We start from the raw sequence: 21,149 nt of genomic DNA, 5'->3' as shown, positions 1-21,149 counted from the left end.
GAAAAGTGAGTGTCAGGGGTCAGGGACGCATGGCCAGGCTCGGCAAGCGCACACCGCCGCGCACGACGAAAACAGTCTGTGGCGGGTAGGCCGCACAGGCGGCCCCACCCGATACACCGCCGTCGGCGCAAACAGTCCCGGCCAGTTCCCGCTCGCTGTCGGCGTCCTGGGCCTGGGCAGCCGAATCGCCGTCGCCTTGGGCCACGGCGTCGCCCGCAGCGTTGCCGCCATTGGCGTTTGCCGGCGCGCCGCTCTGATCCACCAGCAGCAGGCCGCCGTCCTCGACCCCGACGCCGGACCAATCAGTCGGTTTCGGCTGGACCGGATTGAGCTCCGGCGCATGGGGCGAAGTCACTTGCACGACGATGCGCGTTGCATCGGCGACGCTCTGCTGGATGGCGCTGATATCGATGGACTGCGTCACCGTGAGGTTGCCATTGGCCGGGTCACTGACGATCAGGTAACCGAGGTCAGCCAGCCCACCGATATTGATCTGGTGGGTGCCGGGGTCTGGGTTTCCTATCGAATACTCCGGCTGGCCGAGCATCTGTTTGGTGTCGCCGTTCTGCAGGCCGCTGACGTCGAAACCGGCTGCACCGCCACCGTTGAACGTGGTTTGGCCGTCGAATGGTTTGGTCTGGGTGGTCGTACCGTTCGTGGACACCACCAGCGTCGGTTGCTCGCGGTATACGGCATGAACCCCGGTGTTGCCCAGCGCCCGACCGAAATTGCTCTGCTGCTCGTCGCTGTTGTAGCGGAAGTTGCCGCTGCCACTGCCCACCACATCCACCACGCCGGTGCTGCCGGCGAGGCTACCGGTGTAGATCACCGCCCGGCCACCCGCGCCGGTGGACACCGTCACGCCCGCGTTGGCTTTCACGTCACCGCCCGAGGCCACGCCCGCCGAAGCGGATTGACCGGCGTTGAGCACGATCGCATCAGCGGCATTGCTGGTGGTGCTGACGTTCTCGGTCAGGGTGATATTACCGGTGGTCGTTACAACCTGGACTTTGCCGGTGTTGCCGATGCCAACGATCTGATCCAGCTGGGTGCCGTCCAGCGCCGTCTCGGTCAGCCTGCCGACGGTGACGTCCGTGCGGTTGACGAAGTTGACGTCCTTCGCCCGGCTGGCGATATCGCCGACCCAGTTGCTGGCATTGCGCAGGTCAAAATCGCCGCCCTTGAGCGCCAGGCCATCGGCGGTGATGGTGCCGTTGGCATCTTGGGTGGTCTTGCCATCGACGTTGAGGAACACGTTGCCGTTGGTGGCCAGCGCTTCGTTGATCGCCAGATCGCCGTCGGTGCCGATGCTGACGTCGCCGGTGTTGTTCACCCCGGTGGTGGACTTGACCACGTTGCCGTTGCCGTCGGTTTCAGTCAGCGTGCCGACCTTCAAATTGCCAGTGTTGTTGAACGCGACCTTGCCCGCCTCGCTGGCGATGTCGCCCACCACGTTGCCGTTGTTGCGCAACTCGAAGTCGCCGCCGTTGAGCGCCAGGCCGTCCGCGGTGATGTTGCCGTTGGCATCTTGGGTGGTCTTGCCATCGACGTTCAGGAACACGTTGCCGCTGGTGACCAGTTCTTCGTTGATCGCCAGATCGCCGTCGGTGCCGATGCTCACGTCGCCGGTGTTGTTCACGCCGGTGGTCGTCTTGACCACGTTGCCGTTGCCGTCGGTTTCAGTCAGCGTGCCGACCTTCAAATTGCCAGTGTTGTTGAACGCGACCTTGCCCGCCTCGCTGGCAATGTCGCCCACCACGTTGCCGTTGTTGCGCAACTCGAAGTCGCCGCCATTGAGCGCCAGGCCGTCAGCGGTGATGTTGCCGTTGGCATCCTGGGTGGTCTTGCCATCGACGTTGAGGAACACGTTGCCGCTGGTGGCCAGCGCTTCGTTGATCGCCAGATCACCGTCGGTGGCGATGCTGACGTCGCCAGTGTTGTTCACACCGGTGACGGTCGTCTGCGTGCCATCGGCATGGGTCGCGGTAAGCGAGCCCACTTTGAGGTTCCCGTTGTTGTTGAACTGGACCTTGCCCGCATCGCTGGCAATATCGCCGATCACGTTGCCGCTGTTGCCCAGGGCGTAGTTGCCGCCCAGCAGCACCAGGCCGCTGGCATCGAGCTTGGCCCCGGCGTCACCGGCCTGGGTGGTGTTGCCCGCCACTTCCAGGGTGATGATGTCGTCGGCGCGGGTTTGACCCTGGCCGGCGTCATCCCGTGGGCCGTTTTCGATGGTGATGCCTTTAACCAGCGACAGGTCGTGGTCGGTTTTCAGGGTGACCGCTTCGTCGGAGGTAATCCCCACGGTGCCGTCCACGACGCCAACCGTCAGGTTGCCGTTGCCGGCGAATTTCAAGCTGCCGACATCGGCGGCGATCACGCCCACGTCATTCCCCTTGCCCAGGTCGAAATCGCCTTCGCCGCGCAGGGCCAATTCGTCCGCGGTAATGGTCGCGCCCGTTGCCTGGGTCGCCCCTTTGCCGGCGTCGACGGTGAGGGTCAGGCCTTTGCCGGTCGTGCCGTCTTCGTCGTTGCCTTCGGGATCCTCGAGGGTCAGATCGCCCAGCAGGTTCAGGACACCGTTGGCGACCAACGCCAGGTCGTCCATGAGCGTCGCGCCTTCATCGTCGACGGTGATGTTGCGGGTCTTGTCATTGCCGATGATGACCTTGTCGAAACCGTCCTGGATGTTGGCCAGGTCAGCGTCGGACAGCACCAGCGGATCGTTTGGCCCGGTCACCTCTGGGTCATCACTGCCGCCCACGTGGATATCCAGGCCTGGGGTCTTCTGCTGCAAGGTGAGACTGCCGCCACCGGCAACGCTCGCGGCGAGATCGATTTCGTCGGCGGTCAGGCTCGTATTGCCCTGGGTCGCCAATGCCTGGCCGACCGTGAGCGTGTCGGCGATAAGGTTCAGGTCGCCGGTCTGGGTCATGCCGGCCACCGGCACACCTTGCGGGTTCGCCGGGGTCTGGCTGTCGGGAACGGTGACGACGCCGACGGTCAGGTCATCGACATCGGCAAAGCTGACGGTGCCGGTGACGCTGGCAATCGTGTCGACGTCGTTGGCGGCGTTGTCCAGGTCATGAACGGCGCCGTCACCCAGCAACACCAGGCCACCGGCGACAATGGCGCCGCCAGCGGTCTGGTCGATCTTGCCGCCATTGCTTTGCAATGCCAGGACCGGAGCCGGTTTGTTGTCGTCGTTGCCGGTGCCCGGTGCGTCCGCCACGGTCAACTGGTCATTGATGTGGATATCGCCGGTGCCGGCATCGAGGATAAGGTTGTCGTTGATGCGGGTGGCTTCGATGATGCTGATGTCACCGGTCATGTCCGCGCCACCGATCTTGACGGAAGTGAACCCGTCGCCCAGGGCGCTGATGTCAGTGCCGGTCAGTTCCAACGAACCGGCGGCGTCGCCGGTGCTGCCGCCCACGGCAATGTTTTTGCTCGGGGTGTTGGTTTCAAGGGCAATGGAGCCATTGCCGGTAACGCTGCCGGCGCCGCCGTTGAAGTTGATATCGTCGGCCTTGATGGCCAGGTTGTTGTCGGTGCCGTTGAGGCTGCCGTTGAACGTAATCGAACTGCCTTGCAAGCCCTTGCTGCCCGAGGTGTTGGTCTTGATGTTGTCGACGTACAGCGAGCCGCCAACCTGCTTGCCGGCGGTCTGGTCGAAACTGCCCGAAACGAACACGAATTTGTACGTGCCGGCCTTGTCAGCGGTCGCCGTATGGCTTTTCCAATCCACCGCGCCCGTGCCGTTCCCCGTTTCGTTCAGGATGATCTGGTATTCACCGGTGTTGACGTTCAACAGATAACCGAAGACGTCATAGGTGTCGCCGCCCGCAACCGGTTTGTAATCGAAACTGACCGCTTCCCCCGCCGCCAGGGAGACCGTGCCCTCGCTCACCACCGACGGACCGCGCATGATGCAACCGGCGGGTGCGTTCTGGCAGTTGGAGTTGTTCTCGGTGCCCAGCAGCAGCGCAGCGCCACCGTCCTGGCCCTGGCCAGCCGCGACGACCGGTGTGAGGGGCTTGTAGTTCATGTCGCCCTGGTCGCCAGGCGAAACGCTCGGCGGGTTGCCATTGGTCGGCGATGTGGTTGGCAGCGTCGGGTCATCGGGAGATACCACGCCCTCCACCACGGTCACACCAGTGAAGAACTGGTCGATAGAGGTCTTCCAGCCGACCAGGCCGTTTTCGAAGTCGGCGTTCAGGAATTGCGAGGTGCCCATCTCAACCGCACCGTTGTAGACCTGCTCGCCGCTGGTAAAGACTTTTGCACCGTTGATATACGTCTTGCCGGCGCCACTGGTGGTCGCGTACAGGGCGCCCAGGGCGCTGTTACCGCCCACCATGTCGCTGAAGATGATCGAGCCTGAACCTGCGTCCACGCGCAGCTCGCGCTTGTTGGCCACCGCATCGGAATCCACCACGCCGGCAAACACGATGTTGCCGCCGTTGCTCTTCAGGCTGACGTCGGTGTTGAGCGCCATCTTGCCATTGAAGATCAACGCCAAACTGTTGCCATTGCCCGCGCCGCTGGCGTCGATGTCACCGTTGAGGAAAATATTGCCGAAGACATAGCGGCCCGTGCCGACGTCGTTGTGCCCGGACTGCAAGGTCAGCGTCCGATCGCCGCTGATGTTCGTCGGGGTGTAGTCGCCGTTCCAGTGGATGCTGTTGTCGGCTTTGATCGCCACATCGGTGCCGCCGACCAGGGCCGTATCGATCGCGTTGAAACCGACCGTGGCCTCTGTCCCGTTGGCGCCGCCCGTCAACCCGCCGTTGCCCGGTCCCACCGTGACGCTGTCCGGATCGAGCAACCACAAGCCGCCCTTGCCGTTTTTGGCCGAGGCATCGGCGGCTTTGCTCACCGCCAGCTTGGCGCCGCTGGTTTCGATCTTGCCGCCGTCACCGCCCTTGGCGCCGCCGGTGGCTTTCAAGGTGCCGTCCACGCGCGTCACGCTGCCAGGCTTCTTCACATCCGACCAGGCCACCACAGTGCCGCCTTTGCCGTTATCGGTGGCCGATGCATCGAGCACGGCGCCAGCGGCGATAGTGGTCTGGCTGGCCTGCTTGATCGAAGCGTCCTTGCCTTGCCAGCTCCCGCCCACGTAAATCTCGCCGCCGCCCTTGGCGCCGGTGGCGTCGAGCGCAGCGCCGCCGTTGATGGCCACGCGATCCCCGGTCACGACAATCTTGCCGCCCTTGGCGGTGTCGGAAGACACATCGATGCGCCCGGCGACTTGTACGTCGCCCCGGTCGCCCATCAACGTGACCACGCCGTTTTCACCGACATCCAGGGAACGGGCTTCGATCAGGCCGGTGTTGTTGATGACGGTGCTCGCCAGGGTTTCCGCCGCACGGGCGGTCAGCAGGATTTTCCCGGCATCGGCACGAATGGCACCGCCGTTTTCAATCAACGCCTGCAACGCGCCTTCCTGGACTTCCAACTGCACCGGCCCACCCAGGTCGAGCGTCACGACGCTGCCGGCGCCCAGCAGCACGTTGCCCTTGTGCGCGGTGATGTTGCCCTCGTTGACGATTTTCGCAGCGATCAGGGCAACAGTGCCGCCTTGCGCTGCGTTGATGTTGCCCTGGTTGACCACCGACGCGGCGCTGTCGCCACTGAAACGGTAATTGCCGGCAAGGAAATCTTCGGTGGATAGATTAAGCGTGGAGGCCACCAGACCGCCCACATCCACTTGCGCGCCGGGGGTGAACAATACGCCGTTGGGGTTGACCAGGAACACCTGGCCGTTGGCTTTCAGCGCGCCCTGGATCACCGACACATCCGAGCCCAATACCCGGTTCAATGCGACAGAATTCGCGCCAGGCTGGACGAACTGGACGGTGTTGCCCTTGCCGATGGAGAAGCTCTGCCAGTCAATCGCAAGCTTGTCGCTGCCCTGATGAATGACCATGCCCGTGCCGCCCTGGTGGATGCTGCCGTTACCCGCCACGATATTGCCGCCGGACGGCAAAGGCCCCGCCGTGGCAAACGAGGCGAATACACCGCCGCCCACGCCCATGACGAGGCTCAGCCTGAGGTTGAGGGATTGACGGCTTTTGTCCTTGCCCTGGCTTTTGACCAACTCGGATGCCACCTGCCATGCGCCCATCACGGCATTCCAGACGACTCGGTAACTTCTATTCATTGTGTTCACTCATTCCTGATACAGCGGGTCACGCCAAGACGACCCGACGGTTCCTGTCGACAAATCAAACGGAGAAACCGAATCCGGGGCGGATTGCGGCTCGAAAAATCCCACAGTGCTGCGCCCATCATGTCCGCCGCGCTGGGGGCAGTGCCTTTGCTTGAGCGCCCATGGCTTTTGAATGAGGGGATGGAATTCCAATTTTCCGATGGGTGGCTCGCTGGTCACCTCCTCGTCGGCGACCTATGCTCAGTCGGTCCAGTTTCCACAGGCGGGCCCTGATGATCCGATGCAAACGCGCCTACGAAACCGCCACCGCCGAGGATGGCGTGCGGGTGCTGGTGGACCGCTTGTGGCCGCGTAACTGCCCCAAGGATGCCTTGGCGATCACCGAGTGGCTGCCGCAGCTCGGGCCTTCCCACCCATTGCGCAAGGCGTTCAAGGCGGGCGCGGTTTCGTTCGAGCAGTTCCGCGAGGCGTATCGCAAGGAATTGGCGGCGCGGCCGGAGCATTGGTGGAAGCTGGTGGACCTTGCGCGGGATGGAACGCTTACCCTGGTGTATGCGGCCAAATCGACGGATGAAAATAACGCGGTGGTGCTGGCGCAGTGGTTGGAGGATGAGGTGGAGAAACGCACGGAGTCGAGCTCACCGGTGTGTTATCTGGATGAGTTTCCAGAGCTTTGAAAGGGGCTTGCTGTAACACCGTGGCGAGGGACCTTGCGCCCTCGCCACGGGTTATCGATTTGCCTAAGATCGGCGCAGAGAATTCACCGGGAGGACAGCCGTGACGCCATCGCCCTTTGATCCGTTGGTTCATATCGATTGGAAAACACCCGGCAGCGACTTGCTTGGGCTGCTGCAGCATTACTACCCCGACATCGGGGTGTTCGCCGGCCCGGGGTTCGAGACGTTATTGGATGAGCTGTCCAACGAGATGCCCGAGGTCTGCTTCGAGGCGCTGGCGGCGCTGTTGTCGCACCAGGGTTACGACCTGTGGAACCTGGACGCCGGCGGCGATGATTATCGGCCGGTTATTTTCCCCTCCGACCAACGCGAGGCGTTTGCCCAGCATTGGCAAAGCCCACGTGGCGAACCCAGATTCACGCCGAGATTGATCGAGCCGCCCAAGCCCATGGTGACCGAACACAAACCGGCCAAGACCAAGCGCGGCAAGGTGAACTGGCTGCAGGAAGTCCATGACTACCCCGGCCCAACTCACGTGCATGAATACAACTACCGCAATGGCTGGGCGGCCATCACCGAGCAGGACGAAGACCGGTGGTTGTGCTTTTTGATCGACTACAACCAGTGGCCGCCTGTCGAGCTGGACATGCTCGAACAACGCACCGATGAGGTGGATGGCGGGGACCTGCGGCTGATCGACGCCAACGCCCAGCGCAGCCTGTGGCGACGCCAGGTCAAACGCGGCGATTACAGCGCGGATGATCGGTTCAAATATGAGATTCGCCGGGGCGATACCATCGAGGACTTCGGACCTGCCGGCCAGGAGTGGCAGGCATTTGAAGAACCCTGCGTTGTTGCAGACGACATGATTTTCGAGCGCCAGCGCATTTACGAGCCCAAGCACCTGACGAGGATCAGGCGGACCACGGCGGACAGCAGCGAGGTGATTTTCGAGGACTCGGATGAGCTGACCATCCTGCCCGTCGGCCCGCGCCGATTGCTGTTCATGCAACACAACGGCAAGCGCTGCTGGGTCTGGAACCAGGACCCGCCGCACCAGGCCGTCGCCGCCAAGCCAATGCCCGCCGAGGCTTATAAGCTGCGCGCATCGACCGCGTACCTGGGCGGTGACGAGATTTTGCTGTTCAGCGAAGGCGCGCGGCCGAACGTCGAGCACTCGGGTTATCAAGAAACGGTGCTGTTGGCGTGGCGCTTCAATTTCATCACCGGCACCAAGGCGAAGGCGACGTTGGACGGCTTCGGCAGCGAGCTGCGCCAGGACACCCGCCTGCTGGTCACCCAGCCCAAGCAGGTGATCACGCTGCGCACGTTCCATGGACAGCTTCATGTGTCCCGTGGGCATGGTGATTGGTGGGTGTGGCGTTATCGCGCCAACACCTTCGGCACCCAGACCCTGGCATGGTTTTGGAATCAACGCAGCAATGAGGTAGTGAAGCTCTCGACCAAGGATATCCCGCGCGTCAAGCCTGAGATTCGTTACGTGCCGGCGCAGGATCGGTATCTGGCGTTCGAGACGGATTTTGTGGCGCGGTTGCCGGGCTTCGCGCAGATCCTTGAGGCCAAGGGATGTGAGGTTCTGACTTTTCAGTGAGGCGATTTCGCCACGGGTTTGTCTTAAACCTGCAGCACCCCACGAAACCCACGCGCCGCGTAATACGACTGCACCCCATTGTGGTAAACGAACACCCGGCCATAACGAAAATCGCCAAACAACGCCCCACCCAGCGCCCGGATTTCCGAAGGTGTTGCCAACCAACTGGACGTCTTGGCATCAAACTCACCCAGCGCTTGTAATGCCCGGTATTGCTCTTCGGTCAACAGGCTCACGCCCATCGCTTCGGCCAATTCCAAGGCACTGCCTTTGGGTTTGTTCTCCTTGCGCGCATCCAGGGCCGCATGGTCGTAGCAGAGGCTGCGGCGGCCGGTCGGGCTTTCCTTTACGCAGTCGCAAAAGGTGATAGAGCCTGTCTTCGCGTCCAGCCCAATCACGTCGGGCTCGCCGCCGGTGGCTTCCATGGCTTGGAGCGTTTCAAGGGCGCTGGGGTTGTTGTCGAGCCGCGTCTGGACGTCGGCCCATGGGATGTTTGGATGGCGGTCGGGGTTCTGTTCAAAACGGGCCCGCAGGGTTTGCAGCAAGGTTTGTTGTTCTTGTTCTTTCATGGCGCGAGGTCCTTGGGTGCCGATGGGTTGTGCATGGAGCGTTTAATAGCGACATGCAGCAAAGTCACAGCTTCGATATTTCAATTTGATATTGGCTACTGTCGACTCTGACAGTAGTTGCGCGGCGGCGTTGGCTCTTAACCTGCTATAGGTTCGCGAGCAGGAGCCTAGGGTGAATACAACAATAAGCTGCATCAGAGCGCTGCCACTTATCCTGCCTATTACATTGGCCGGCACCTGTTTCCCGGCGCTGGCGACCGAGGACTGCAATATTCAGAAAGTCGGGCTGGCGATGATTCTGGAACCTGGAGGTATAGCTCAAAAAGCCTTGTCCAAAGCCCAGTACAGGGAAAAACTGGATGTGAAGCGCGTGCGGATCACCCACTCGGAACGGGCCAAGCACCCGGATAAATCTCGCCTCACTGTGGTGATCGACAAAAAAAGAAAAGTGAAGCACATCTATTGCGAATGAACACCCGCTGCTGGTGAGCCCGTGGAAAGGACACCCGGTCAGCGCCTCACCTGGGCGCTACGCGGCGCGAATGGTGGAGCTGCCCCAGCTATACCCGCTTGGCCCGTGACGCGGACAAGGCACAGCGTTGGAATCGCATGCACCCCGGGATGCCAAGACGATCGTCGCATCTGCTCGACTGCCTGGGCCCCTCGGACAGTCCGGTCGTCGCGGTGACGGGTTACGCGCAGCACGTCGCCGAGCAGATCGGCAGCCACATCGGCTCACGGTTCGTGGCCCTCGGCGCCGACTCTATCGGTGCCGCTTGCGCAGCGGTGGATAAACACTGGATCGTGGTGTCGTCGTTGCAGGCCCTGGCTCAGGATGGGCTTATCGACCGAGCGCTGGTCGAGCAGGCGATGAGCCAATACCTGTTGCAATGACACACATCGCTCATCCCGCTCGCCCACTGGAGCGCGCCGCTTTGGCCGCACGTTCCAATGCTTCGCTGAAGACTCGTTGCTGGTCGTGATCGAACTGCGACAGGAACAATTCGTCCACCGCGCCTTCATAGACCTTCCACATCTTCTTGCGCAGCGCTTTCCCGCTCTCGGTGATGGCCGCGTACGCGCCTCGACCGTCGTCGCTGGCGCGGCTGCGGGTGACCAGGCCTTCAGCCTCCAGGCGGTCGACCAGGCGCGTGAGATTGTAGCGTTCGATGGCCATGACATCGGCCAATTCGCTCATCCGCCGCGCGCCGTCAGGGCCACTTTCCAAGCCCCATAACGCGTCGTACCAAGCATAGGCAGGCAGCCCCTCAGCCGCCAGTCGACGCTCTATTTCGCGGATCAGGCAGCGGTGGGCCCGGACGAATCTGAACCAGGTGTCCGGCTCGTTTGAAGACATGCAGCACCTTTTTGATGAGATCGATTTAGTTGCAATTGTAGCGCGTGGCAGGATAAGTTCTCGCTCGTAGTTGCAAATGCAACTACAAAATTCCAGAAGGTTGGCGTCCACCCACGCCCCTTAGTCAGGCACCAAACGACTCGGTGCTGCAGCACTGTCCAGGAGACGACAACGATGGCACAACAATCCATGTTTCTCGACGAGGATCCACAAGAGACTCGCGAATGGCTCGAATCCATTGAGTCGGTGGCAAGCGTCGAAGGGCGCCCTCGCGCTCACTACCTGATCGACCAGATGCTTGATTTCGACGCCAACCGCCACGGCGATTTCTACGGTCGAGTGACGACCCCCTACGTCAATACGATCCCGGTCGACCGCCAGCAGCCCTACCCTGGCGACCTGGCCGTCGAGCGCCGGATCAACGCCTATATCCGTTGGAATGCACTGGCCATGGTACTGCGCGCCGGCAAACATTCAAACGTGGGCGGGCACATCGCGTCCTATGCATCGGCGGCCGTTTTGTACGACGTCGGCTTCGAGCATTTTTTCCGTGGCCGCACCGAGCAATTCGCTGGCGACATGGTGTACATCCAAGGCCATTCTTCACCCGGCATCTATGGACGCGCCTATCTGGAAGGTCGCCTGAGCGAAGAGCAGCTGGACAACTTCCGCCGCGAGACTGACCGCGACGGTGTCTCGTCCTATCCGCATCCACGGCTGATGCCAGACTTCTGGCAGTTTCCAACGGTCTCCATGGGGCTCGGACCGATCACCGCCGCGTATCAGGCCCGGTTCATGCGCTACCTTGAAGATCGTGGCCTGAAAGAACACCAAGGCCGCAAAGTCTGGGCGTTTCTCGGTGACGGTGAAATGGATCAGCCGGAATCGCTGGCGGCCATTTCCCTGGCGGGCCGGGAGAAGCTCGACAACATCATTTTTGTCGTCAACTGCAACCTGCAACGCCTGGACGGTCCGGTGCGTGGCAACAGCAAGGTGATCCAGGAGTTCGAAAGCCTGTACCGGGCGGCCGGCTGGAATGTCATCAAGGTGATCTGGGGCAGTGGCTGGGATGCCCTGCTGGAAAAGGACAAGAGCGGCCTGCTGCGCCAACGGATGATGGAATGCGTTGACGGCGACTACCAGAACTACAAATCCCAGAACGGCGCCTATGTGCGTGAACACTTCTTCGGCAAGTATCCCCAGTTGCTGGAGCTGGTCAGCGACCTGAGCGACGACGACATCTGGAAGTTGTCTCGCGGTGGCCACGATCCAGAAAAAGTCTACAACGCCTATGCCGCTGCCATGCGCCACACTGGCGGGCCGACAGTCATTCTGGCCAAGACCGTGAAAGGCTTCGGCATGGGCGAAGCGGGTGAAGGCCAGAACATCAATCATCAACTCAAGAAAATGGGCGACGAGGCGGTCAAGGCGTTCCGTGACCGGTTCGCACTGGCGCTCACCGACGACCAGTTGGGTGACATGCCTTATCTCAAACCCGCCGCGGACAGCGTCGAAGCCCTCTACCTGCAAGCCAGGCGGACCCAGTTGGGCGGCTATATCCCGGCGCGTTTCAACGCCGTGGCGCCATTGCAGGTGCCACCCTTATCAGCGCTGGATACACAGCTCAAAGGCACGGGCGAACGGGCGATTTCCACCACCATGGCGTTCGTGCGCATCCTCGGCACGCTGCTCAAGGACCCGAACATCGGCAAGCTGATCGTGCCCATTGTGCCGGACGAATCTCGCACCTTTGGCATGGAAAGCCTGTTCCGCCAGATCGGCATTCACTCCCATGTCGGCCAGTTGTATACCCCACAAGACGCCGGCCAGTTGAGCTACTACAAAGAAGCCCGGGACGGCCAGATCATGCAGGAGGGGCTGAACGAGTCCGGCGGGATATCTTCGTGGATCGCCGCAAGCACGTCCTACAGCACCCATGGCGTGATGACGGTGCCGTTCTACATCTTTTACTCGATGTTCGGCTTCCAGCGCGTTGGCGACCTGGCCTGGGCGGCGGGCGACGCACGCGCTCGCGGCTTCCTGCTCGGGGCGACTTCCGGCAGGACGACGCTCATGGGTGAAGGCCTGCAACACGACGACGGCCATAGCCACGTGCTGTCCTCGACCATCCCGTGTTGCGTATCCTACGACCCGACCTACGCCTACGAACTGGCGGTGATCATCCAGGACGGTATGCGGCGGATGTACGCTGAAAACGAAGACATCTTCTATTACATCACCGTACTGAACGAAAACTACGCCCACCCACCGATGCCCGAAGGTGTCGAGGAAGGCATTCTCAAGGGCATGTACCGCCTCTCGGCGTCGGAAAAACCTGTCGAAGGCAAGCATGTGCAGCTGATGGGTTGCGGTTCGATCCTTCAGGAAGTCGTTGCGGCGGCCCAATTGCTGGAACAGGATTTTGCTGTCAGCAGCGAAGTCTGGAGCGTGACCAGCCTGACCGAACTGCGCCGTGACGGCCAGGAAGCCGAACGCTGGAACCTGCTGCATCCCGAGCACGCGCCGCGCGTCGGTTATGTGGAAAGTTGCCTGCACGACAAACAGGGCCCGGTGGTGGTCGCGACGGACTACATGAAGATTTTCGCCGACCAGATCCGCCCGTTCGTACCCAAGCGCCGCTTCGTGGCCCTGGGCACGGATGGTTTCGGTCAATCGGACACTCGCGAGTCGCTGCGCAGATTCTTTGAGGTGGACCGTCACTTCATCGCCCTCGCGGCGTTGAAGGCCCTGGCCGACGACGGGCAAATCCCAAGGGAAAAAGTCGCTGAGGCGATCACACTTTATGGGATCGATCCGCAAAAGCAGGACCCTGCGAAAGTTTGACCCCACCATCCACTGTGGGAGCGAGCTCGCTCCCACAGTGGATGGTGATGCAGGTCATTGCGCCTTCAGTTCGACCATACCCCGGACTCGCTGCAACATATTGATCAAATGCAACCGCATCGAAGCCCGTGCTGCTTGCGCATCGTGCCGCGCCAACGCCGCGTAGATCTGCTCCCGCTCGCGCACCACCAGTGCCCGGTTCTGGCCTGTCACCGACGGCCCGGCCTGTTGCACTACCTCGATCAACGTGTTGCCCACATGGGCCATGGCATCGATGAAAAAGCTGTTGCCGGTGCACTGGGCGACCTGCCGATGAAACTCAAAATCGACCCGGGCGCTTTCCTCATCCATTGGATCAAGCGCATTCGCCGCATCGAGCGCCTCACGCATCGTTAGCAACTGATCCGGCGTGGCGCGTTGCGCAGCGATACCCGCAGCTTCCACTTCCAGGCTCAGGCGCAGTTCGATCACGGCCAGCGCGTCATAAGCGCCACCCTTGACATGTTTGCCGCCCTGGAAATCTCCCGGGCGCGCGGTGTCCACCACGAACGTGCCGATGCCATGTCGGGTTTCCACCAAGCCTTCAGCCTGGAGCCGGGACATGGCTTCACGGACGACGGTCCGACTGACGCCACGCTCCTTGATGATCACCTGTTCCGTTGGCAACTTGCTGCCCGCAGGCAGGTCGCCCGTGAGTATCTGCTGCGTCAGGTCGACCACCAGTTGCTGAGTCATGCTCAGGCGTCGATCGGTTGTGACACGCTCCATTGCACCTATCCATCAAGCCAGACGATCGCGGCATTATAGCCGCGACCTTGCCTCAAAACTCACTATAATGCCCGCTGATCTCACTAGAGCACGCCGATGACGGACCAAGCGTTATCTCCATTGAACAAGCCGCGCCGCCTGGCCGAAACACTGGTCGACCGTTTTGCCCAGCGCATGCGCGACGGCATCCTGAAATGTGGCGAAAAACTGCCCACCGAAGTGCACATCATGGAAGCCGAAGGCGTCAGCCGTTCGGTGGTGCGCGAGGCATTGTCGCGTTTGCAGGCGGCGGGGTTGGTGGAGACGCGCCATGGCGTCGGCACGTTTGTTCTGGATATGCCGGCGCCGGAAGGGTTTACCCTCGGGCCGGCGACGATTGCCACATTGTCCGACGTGCTCAACTTGCTGGAGTTTCGCCTGAGCCTCGAAGTGCAGGCCGCCGGCATGGCCGCCGAACGCGCCACGCCCGAAGCCCTGGCCGAACTGGCCCAGGCGTTGGATGCGTTGTTGCAAGGGCCGGAAAAATCCGGCACCACCATCAACGCCGACTTTCAGTTCCACTTGAAAATCGCCAAGGCGGCCGGCAATTACTACCTGATCGACATCATGAAGCACCTGGGTACGAAGCTGATCCCGCGCACCCGGATGAACTCCGCCTACTCAGGGCAAAGTGATCGCAGCGCCTACCTGCAGGGGATCAATGCCGAGCATCAGCAAATCTTCGATGCCATCGCCAGTCGCAATGTCGATGCGGCGCGGGCGGCCATGTACCTGCATTTGAGCAACAGCCGCATGCGCCTGTGTGAAACCCAACAACGCCAGGCGTTCTACAACGAATAACCCCCCCAGTTTTGTGGCTGCAGTGACCACCGCATTTTTATTCTCCACCGCCCCCTGTGGGAGCGAGCTTGCTCGCGAAGGCGGCGGAACATCCAATATCACCGGCACAGGCAGGCCGCTATCGCGAGCAAGCTCGCTCCCACAGTTTTAATTCAGTGTTGACTACCTCTCCCACCACTCAGAAAAAGTTGTACTGGATCCCCACCCGCAACCGCAGTTGGCGATCACTGTCCACCGAGTTGACCTTGATATCACCCACTTCAAAGAACGGTGCCCAGCGCTTGTCCCACTTGTACTTGACCACGGCATTCTGCTCATAGTCGTCAGTACCGCCGTTGTAGCGGATGTAATCGGCATCAAAGTACGTCAGTTGATATTCATACGCCCAAGGCCCTTGATCCGCGTAGTTGAGGTACACGTCATAGCGATGGATCGTCTGGTCGTCCTGGCCGTTGTCCGGCACGTCGCGATCGACTTTGTCGCGGTCCAGCTTGGAGGAATCGTAACGGTAGCGACCGGCGATGCTCAGTTCTTTGGTGATCTTGTAACCCAGGCGCATGCCCATTTTGTAGGTCGTGGATTCCTCGTCGCTCTCCATGGCCAACGAAGGCGTCAGCGTCCAGCGATCATCTATCTTGTGCTGATAGTTGACGGTAAATTCATGGCCGCTGCCGACGGTATTGTCGAAGGCGACGTCTTTCCGGTCACCGGCGGTCTTGTACTTGAGTTCACCTTCCAGGCCCACGCCGTTGTCCAGCCTGATGCCGAACTTGGCGCGGTCGGCGTGCATGCGGGTCTGTTCGGCGTATTGATGGCGAACATTGATATATCCGGTATCGGCCTGAGCGAGCACCGAAGTAAACAATGAAGCGATCGATAAAACGATGAGGGTCTTTTTCATGTTTTTTATTCTTGTTGATTGAAATCGTTAGTTGGGTTGAACGCCAAATCGCAGGCGAGCGGGTGCGCGCATTGAAACGTGCGGTTCAACGAGTTCTGCGGTTTGAAACAGCTACAGCGGTTTGCTTACTTCAGACAGCGACAGGTATTCGTTGCATGTCGCGGCTGGCTTGTACCAGCAGGCGTGTGTATTCATGGTCGGCGCCATCGTTTGCCAGCCGATGACTGTCGAGCGTCTCCACTACCCTGCCCTGCTGCATCACCGCCAGCCGATCGCACAAATGCGCAACGACCGCCAAGTCGTGGGTGACCATCAAATAGGTCAGCCCTTCCTGGCGACGCAGATCGGCCAACAGATTGAGGATTTCCGCCTGCACCGAGACATCCAGCGCCGAGGTCGGCTCGTCCAACAGCAATACCCGAGGGCGCAGGATCAGCGCACGGGCAATCGCCACGCGTTGGCGCTGGCCGCCGGATAATTGATGCGGGTAACGAAAGCGAAAGCTGTCGTTCAAACCAACCTTGCGCAGGATCTCGCTGACCTTCGGCCCACGCCCGTCGATACCGTGGATACGCAGTGGCTCCTGCAGCGCGGCGTCGATGGTGTAGCGCGGATGCAGCGAGGCGTACGGGTCCTGGAAAACCATCTGCACGGTACGGTAGTGGTCCAGCGGCAGCTTGCGCGTCACCGCCCTGCCGGCGATTTGCAATTGACCAGTCCAGTGCTGGTATTGTCCGGCCAGGCAACGCAGCACGGTGGTCTTGCCCGAACCGGACTCCCCCACCAGGCCAAACGCCTCACCTTCGCCAACGCTCAGGCCCACGTCGTGCAGTACCGCGTTCAGTGCCGCGCCGGTGCCGAAACTGAGGTTCAGGCCGGTGATTTCGATCATGCTCATAACAGGCTCCTCAAGGATTCAACCAGTGTGGGTCGCGCTGCAACACCGGCAGCGTGGCGCGCGGATGGTCCAGGCTGGGCAATGCGGCCAACAGGCCTTGGGTGTAGGGATGGGTGGCGTTATCCAGGTCGGCGGCGGCAATCGACTCGACCACGCGGCCGGCGTACATCACCAGCACGCGGTCGCAGAAATGCCGTACCAGGTTCAAATCGTGGCTGATGAAAATCAGTCCAAGGTCACGCTCGCTGACCAGCTCTTCCAGCACGTTGAGCACCTGCCGGCGCACCGATACGTCCAAGGCCGAGGTGGGTTCGTCGGCGATGATCACCTGGGGATCGGTGATGACCATCATGGCGATCATGATCCGCTGTCCCATGCCGCCAGAGACTTCGTGGGGGTGCAGGTCATAGACCCGACGAGGGTCACGAATGTGCACCTTTGCGAGCATGTCCAAGGCCCGTTCCCGCGCTTGGCGATGAGGCACTTTGTGATGGGCAAGATAGGCTTCGGCGATTTGCTCGCCAACGCGCACCACCGGGTTCAGTGAATATTTCGGGTCTTGCATGATCATCGACATGCGCGCGCCGCGAATCGCCTGGATCTGCTTTTCGCTCGCGCTCAGCAAGTCGATATCGGCGAAGCGCAGGGTCTTGGCGGTGACCCGCGCCGTCGGCGGATGCAGACGCAAAAGGCTGCGGCCGACGGTGGATTTGCCCGAGCCGGATTCGCCGACAATGGCGAGTTTTTCCCGGCCCAGGTTGAACGACACATCACGCACCGCCAGCGAGGTTTTGCCCGCGTTGCGAAACTCCACGCACAAATCCCGTACCGCAAGTTTTATCTCAGTCATGACTTGTTCCTCAGGATTGGCTGCGGGGATCAAGGACGTCGCGCAAGCCGTCGCCCAACAGGTTGAAGGCCAGGCTGACCAGCATGATCGCCGCACCGGGCGCCGCCACCAGCCACCAGCTTTCGAGCATGTAGCGCCGCCCGGTGGAGATCATCGCCCCCCACTCCGGCAAGGGTGCCTGAGCGCCGAGGCCGAGAAAGCCCAGGGCGGCGGCGGTGAGGATGATGCTCGCCATGTTCATGGTCAGGCGGATGATCACTGACGACAGGCACATCGGAATGATGTGACGCAGGATGATCCGGGGACTCGACGCGCCCTGGAGCTGGACCGCCACGACAAAGTCAGCGTTGCGCAGCGGCAGGGTTTCAGCGCGTGCCAATCGGGCTATCGGCGGCCACGCCGTCAGCGCGATGGCGATCACCGCGTGCTCCAGGCCCGGGCCGAGGGCAGCGATGAAAGCCAGCGCCAACACCAGGCTGGGGAACGAGATGAAGATGTCAGTGATGCGCATGAACAGGCTGTCGACCCAACCGCCGAAGTAACCGGAAACCGTGCCGACCAACAGGCCGATAGGGCCGACGATCACCGTCACCAGCAAGACGATGTACAGCGTGATGCGCGAGCCATACACCAGCCGGGCGAACACATCGCGACCGTACTCGTCAGTGCCGAACCAGTGCTCGCTGCTGGGCGCATGCAACGCGCCAGCAAGGTTCTGCGCCAAGGGATCGTGACCGGCGATCCAGGGCGCGAAGGCCGCGACCAGGATCAGGGTCGAGACGACGACCAGGCCGGCGAACGTCATCGGGTTGCGCAGCAGAAATCGCAGCAGCCGGGTGGCGCTGGCGACCAGCGCAGCCGTACTCGAAGCAGGCAGCGCGGCACTGCCGGCTGCGCTGGAAGCAAGGGGCAGGTTCATTAGCGAGTCCTCGGGTCGAAGATCTTGTAGAGCGCATCGCTGATCAGGTTCAGCGTCACGAAGATGAGGCCGATCAACAGAACGCAAGCCATCACCGCGTTCATGTCACCGAGCAACAGACTGCTCGTCAGGTACTGCCCGAAGCCCGGCCAGGCAAACACGGTTTCGATCAGCACCGCGCCTTCGAGCAACCCGCCGTAGGCCAGCGCGACAATGGTCAACAGCTGCACGCGAATGTTGCCGAAGGCATGGCCCCAGACGATCTTGCGCTGGGACAGCCCCTTGACCCGGGCCGTGATGATGTACTCCTGGGACAGCTGTTCGAGCATGAAGCTGCGGGTCATGCGACTGATGTAGGCGACCGAGTTGAAACTGAGGATCACCGCCGGCAGCAGGATGTGCCGCAGTGCGCTGCGAAAGGCCTCCCAATCGCCGGACCAAGCCGTGTCGATCAACAACAATCCGGTGTGACTGGGAATCAGCCCGTCATAGGCCAGGCCGATCCGCCCGACGCCGCCGGCCCAACCCAGCCAGGCGTAGAACACCAAAAAAGCCATCATGCCGATCCAGAAAATCGGCGTGGAATAACCGAACAGCGTGATCAGCCGTGCGATATGGTCACCGGCACGGCCCTGATGGGTCGCCGCGTAGACACCCAGCGGCAGGCCCGCCAGCACGCCGAACAGAATGGCCAGGGTCGCCAGTTCCAATGTCGCCGGGAATACTCGGGCGATGTCAGTGATGACTGGGTTGCCCGTCAGCAACGCCATGCCGAAATCACCGTGAACCAGATCGCCGAGATAGATAGCGAACTGGGTCCACAATGGCTTGTCCAGGCCGAGCTCTTTATATACCTGGGCATACGCCGAAGCGTCGGCGTCCGGGCCGACGATGGCCAGCACCGGGTCCAGGGGCATCACGCGCCCGATAAAGAAAGTCAGCAGCAGCAACCCCAGCAGCGTCACCGCCACCGAGCCGCCGCGCCGGGTCGCAGAAACGGCCCGGGTGGTCCAGATTGAAAAGGATGCAGTCGACATATTCATTCCTGCCTTGGCCTGCGGCCGTCGATTTCAGCGCTGCTTGTAGACGTCCCGAAGGCGCGTGGTAGCGGCGGTGTGTCCGATGTAGTTGCGCACGTCAGCGTGGATCACCACCTCATCGACCATCTGCGAGACCGGCATGATTGCCCCGGCCTGTTGGTCATAGAGGGTCTGGACCTGGGCGTACATTTGCCGCTGACGCTCGGGGTCGCGCTCGGTCTCGGCCTGTTCGATCAACTGGTTGAGCTGCGGGTTGAAGAACGAGGTGCGCCAGCCCTGGAAGTTGCTCAACTTGGCTTCGGTGCGGTTGTCCGGGTTGTACACCAGAGCGCGCAGGCTCGAATGCGGATGGCGCTCAGCCCCGCCACCACCACGCCCCACGAGGATGTCGAACTGTCGGTCGCGCATCGCCCCGTAAATCTGGTTGCCGGTGCCGGTGATGATCGTCGCCTGGATGCCCGCCTGGGCCAGCGTCGCTTGCAGGCTGGTGGCGATGTTGATGAACGGCGGGTCGGTCAGCGAGCGAATGCTCACCTTGAAGCCTTCGGCATGTCCGGCCTCCGCCAGCAGCCGCTTGGCCTTGGCCACGTCCAGGCGATAACCCGGATCGTCCAGGCGCGCCGGCAAGCCCAACTGCATCGGCCGCTGGTTGATCACGCCGTAATGCGGCATCACCACATCGTTGATGCCCTGGTAGTCGATCAACAGACGGATCGCCTGGCGCACGCGGATGTCCTGGAACAGCGGTTGCTGCATGCTCATCGCCACGTAGTACAGCGTTCCGCGGGCGATGCTCTGAATGCGCACCTCGTCGACCTTGCCCAGCGCCTTGATGTCGGTGGCGGCCATGCCGCGCGCTACGTCCAGGTCACCCCGCTCGACCATCAGGCGCAACGCCTGTGACTCGGTCATGTTGCGCATGATCACCCGGCGCAACTTCGGCGCGCCGCGCCAATAGTCGTCATTGCGACTCATCAGGATCACATCGTTGGCCCGCCATATGTCGAGCTTGAATGCGCCTGACCCGGCCGTATGCGTAGCCAGCCAGGCCGCGCCCTGATCGTCACCGACCTGATGCTGCAAGGCCACCGAGCGGTCGACGATGAAGGCACTGGGCGAAGTTGCCAAGGTATTGAGCACCAGCAGCGGATCGGTGCTGCGCGCCAGCTCCATGACAAAGGTGTGCGGCCCTTCTGCCCGCATCAGTTTGACGACATTTTCGGCTGTGAAACCGTAAGCTTTCCAAGTCGAAGCCAAGGCGCGGTTGAGGATGACAACGCGCTGCAAGGACCAGGCGACATCCTGCGCAGTGAGCGGAGCGCCGGAGTGAAAGCGTACGTCGTCGCGCAATTGAAACGTCAGGCGCATCCGGTCCGGGCTGATTTCCCAGCTTTTGGCCAGGGCCGGAACCAGCGTGTCCGGCTGCGCCGCGTCTTGCTCCAGGAGCATGTCGTAGACGTTGGCGTTGACCTCGGCAACCTCCAGGCCCGTCGCGGCGGCCGGGTCCAGGGACAACAGGTTGATCATGCTCATGCCCACCACCAATTGGTCGGCGGGCGTTTCGCCTTTGGCCAGGCTGACGGGCACCTGCACTGTGCACAGCGCCACGATGACACACAGCAGCCTGGACAGGCGCTTGGGCCAGAGTTTCATGGTTCAGTCCTTTTTTATATTTATATAGACCTGCCGTCCGGGCCATTCA

General features: G+C 61.6%; 16 protein-coding genes. 6 read left to right on the top strand and 10 right to left on the bottom strand.

Translation table 11 applies throughout. The annotated features are described in order from the left end of the window. Positions 1-19: 19 nt before the first annotated feature. Entirely contained in the window at positions 20-6,163 is a 6,144-nt protein-coding gene (locus M1D68_RS04830) for a two-partner secretion domain-containing protein (protein WP_457969475.1), read from the bottom strand. Positions 6,164-6,444: 281 nt separating this feature from the next. Here M1D68_RS04830 and M1D68_RS04825 point away from each other — a divergent pair, with 281 nt between their 5' ends. Together M1D68_RS04825 and M1D68_RS04820 are read left to right on the top strand one after the other, a co-directional pair. After that, complete coding sequence (locus M1D68_RS04825; RefSeq protein WP_420764121.1) at positions 6,445-6,849, top strand: DUF488 domain-containing protein; 405 nt, start codon at positions 6,445-6,447, stop codon at positions 6,847-6,849. A gap of 100 nt (positions 6,850-6,949) precedes the next feature. Beyond that, complete coding sequence (locus M1D68_RS04820; RefSeq protein ID WP_457969473.1) at positions 6,950-8,461, top strand: DUF6630 family protein; 1,512 nt, start codon at positions 6,950-6,952, stop codon at positions 8,459-8,461. A gap of 23 nt (positions 8,462-8,484) precedes the next feature. On the opposite strand, the gene M1D68_RS04815 is transcribed toward M1D68_RS04820, so the two are convergent. Next, a complete protein-coding gene (locus M1D68_RS04815) occupies positions 8,485-9,030 on the bottom strand; it encodes a DUF4256 domain-containing protein (RefSeq protein WP_457969471.1) in 546 nt (181 codons plus the stop codon). A 172-nt stretch (positions 9,031-9,202) separates the two neighbouring features. Here M1D68_RS04815 and M1D68_RS04810 point away from each other — a divergent pair, with 172 nt between their 5' ends. After that, the gene (locus M1D68_RS04810) at positions 9,203-9,502 is read left to right on the top strand and encodes a hypothetical protein (RefSeq protein ID WP_420764119.1); all 300 of its coding nucleotides are present in this window, start codon (positions 9,203-9,205) and stop codon (positions 9,500-9,502) included. Between the two features lie 149 nt (positions 9,503-9,651). Next, positions 9,652-9,924: a hypothetical protein gene (locus M1D68_RS04805; protein WP_434701183.1), complete on the top strand. Its 273-nt coding sequence runs from the start codon at positions 9,652-9,654 to the stop codon at positions 9,922-9,924. A 10-nt stretch (positions 9,925-9,934) separates the two neighbouring features. Here the strand turns inward: M1D68_RS04805 and M1D68_RS04800 are convergent, their stop codons facing one another. Further along, positions 9,935-10,387, bottom strand: a complete 453-nt coding sequence (locus M1D68_RS04800) for a MarR family winged helix-turn-helix transcriptional regulator (protein ID WP_457969469.1) — start codon at positions 10,385-10,387, stop codon at positions 9,935-9,937. A gap of 174 nt (positions 10,388-10,561) precedes the next feature. Between M1D68_RS04800 and aceE the strand changes: the two genes are divergently transcribed. Beyond that, the gene (aceE, locus tag M1D68_RS04795; RefSeq protein ID WP_457969467.1) at positions 10,562-13,231 is read left to right on the top strand and encodes a pyruvate dehydrogenase (acetyl-transferring), homodimeric type; all 2,670 of its coding nucleotides are present in this window, start codon (positions 10,562-10,564) and stop codon (positions 13,229-13,231) included. Between the two features lie 54 nt (positions 13,232-13,285). On the opposite strand, the gene M1D68_RS04790 is transcribed toward aceE, so the two are convergent. After that, positions 13,286-13,999, bottom strand: a complete 714-nt coding sequence (locus M1D68_RS04790; protein ID WP_457969465.1) for a FadR/GntR family transcriptional regulator — start codon at positions 13,997-13,999, stop codon at positions 13,286-13,288. Between the two features lie 96 nt (positions 14,000-14,095). On the opposite strand from M1D68_RS04790, the gene M1D68_RS04785 reads away from it, so the two are divergent. After that, positions 14,096-14,839: a FadR/GntR family transcriptional regulator gene (locus M1D68_RS04785; RefSeq protein ID WP_181287902.1), complete on the top strand. Its 744-nt coding sequence runs from the start codon at positions 14,096-14,098 to the stop codon at positions 14,837-14,839. A gap of 178 nt (positions 14,840-15,017) precedes the next feature. Here the strand turns inward: M1D68_RS04785 and M1D68_RS04780 are convergent, their stop codons facing one another. The 6 genes from M1D68_RS04780 to M1D68_RS04755 all read right to left on the bottom strand — a co-directional run bounded on the left by M1D68_RS04780 (position 15,018) and on the right by M1D68_RS04755 (position 21,100). After that, positions 15,018-15,740, bottom strand: coding sequence for an oligogalacturonate-specific porin KdgM family protein (locus M1D68_RS04780; protein WP_457969463.1), 723 nt, complete (start codon positions 15,738-15,740; stop codon positions 15,018-15,020). A 130-nt stretch (positions 15,741-15,870) separates the two neighbouring features. Then, positions 15,871-16,638 (bottom strand): ABC transporter ATP-binding protein, encoded by a 768-nt coding sequence (locus M1D68_RS04775; protein ID WP_457969461.1) that lies wholly within the window; start codon positions 16,636-16,638, stop codon positions 15,871-15,873. Positions 16,639-16,648: 10 nt separating this feature from the next. Further along, on the bottom strand, positions 16,649-17,488 hold the full coding sequence (locus tag M1D68_RS04770) for an ABC transporter ATP-binding protein (RefSeq protein WP_434701188.1): 840 nt from the start codon (positions 17,486-17,488) through the stop codon (positions 16,649-16,651). A gap of 10 nt (positions 17,489-17,498) precedes the next feature. Continuing rightward, complete coding sequence (locus M1D68_RS04765) at positions 17,499-18,407, bottom strand: ABC transporter permease (protein WP_420764110.1); 909 nt, start codon at positions 18,405-18,407, stop codon at positions 17,499-17,501. Further along, complete coding sequence (locus M1D68_RS04760; protein WP_420764109.1) at positions 18,407-19,444, bottom strand: ABC transporter permease; 1,038 nt, start codon at positions 19,442-19,444, stop codon at positions 18,407-18,409. The genes M1D68_RS04765 and M1D68_RS04760 overlap by 1 nt, the downstream gene beginning before the upstream one ends. Positions 19,445-19,477: 33 nt before the next feature. Further along, on the bottom strand, positions 19,478-21,100 hold the full coding sequence (locus M1D68_RS04755; RefSeq protein ID WP_457969459.1) for an ABC transporter substrate-binding protein: 1,623 nt from the start codon (positions 21,098-21,100) through the stop codon (positions 19,478-19,480). Between the last annotated feature and the right edge of the window lie 49 nt (positions 21,101-21,149).

It is taken from the genome of Pseudomonas sp. R4-84 (assembly GCF_054130985.1).
The sequence above is the reverse complement of the archived record's forward strand: the minus strand, read 5'-3'. Positions and strand labels throughout refer to the sequence as shown.

What these genes read in the sequence shown, in the direction of transcription:
- M1D68_RS04780 (WP_457969463.1), bottom strand. Translation starts at nt 15,740, where the DNA reads ATGAAAAAGACCCTCATCGTTTTATCGATCGCTTCATTGTTTACTTCG.
- M1D68_RS04785 (WP_181287902.1), top strand. Translation starts at nt 14,096, where the DNA reads ATGACGGACCAAGCGTTATCTCCATTGAACAAGCCGCGCCGCCTGGCC.
- M1D68_RS04815 (WP_457969471.1), bottom strand. Translation starts at nt 9,030, where the DNA reads ATGAAAGAACAAGAACAACAAACCTTGCTGCAAACCCTGCGGGCCCGT.
- M1D68_RS04830 (WP_457969475.1), bottom strand. Translation starts at nt 6,163, where the DNA reads ATGAATAGAAGTTACCGAGTCGTCTGGAATGCCGTGATGGGCGCATGG.
- M1D68_RS04805 (WP_434701183.1), top strand. Translation starts at nt 9,652, where the DNA reads ATGCCAAGACGATCGTCGCATCTGCTCGACTGCCTGGGCCCCTCGGAC.
- M1D68_RS04790 (WP_457969465.1), bottom strand. Translation starts at nt 13,999, where the DNA reads ATGGAGCGTGTCACAACCGATCGACGCCTGAGCATGACTCAGCAACTG.
- M1D68_RS04770 (WP_434701188.1), bottom strand. Translation starts at nt 17,488, where the DNA reads ATGACTGAGATAAAACTTGCGGTACGGGATTTGTGCGTGGAGTTTCGC.
- M1D68_RS04760 (WP_420764109.1), bottom strand. Translation starts at nt 19,444, where the DNA reads ATGTCGACTGCATCCTTTTCAATCTGGACCACCCGGGCCGTTTCTGCG.
- M1D68_RS04765 (WP_420764110.1), bottom strand. Translation starts at nt 18,407, where the DNA reads ATGAACCTGCCCCTTGCTTCCAGCGCAGCCGGCAGTGCCGCGCTGCCT.
- aceE (WP_457969467.1), top strand. Translation starts at nt 10,562, where the DNA reads ATGGCACAACAATCCATGTTTCTCGACGAGGATCCACAAGAGACTCGC.
- M1D68_RS04800 (WP_457969469.1), bottom strand. Translation starts at nt 10,387, where the DNA reads ATGTCTTCAAACGAGCCGGACACCTGGTTCAGATTCGTCCGGGCCCAC.
- M1D68_RS04755 (WP_457969459.1), bottom strand. Translation starts at nt 21,100, where the DNA reads ATGAAACTCTGGCCCAAGCGCCTGTCCAGGCTGCTGTGTGTCATCGTG.
- M1D68_RS04775 (WP_457969461.1), bottom strand. Translation starts at nt 16,638, where the DNA reads ATGAGCATGATCGAAATCACCGGCCTGAACCTCAGTTTCGGCACCGGC.
- M1D68_RS04825 (WP_420764121.1), top strand. Translation starts at nt 6,445, where the DNA reads ATGATCCGATGCAAACGCGCCTACGAAACCGCCACCGCCGAGGATGGC.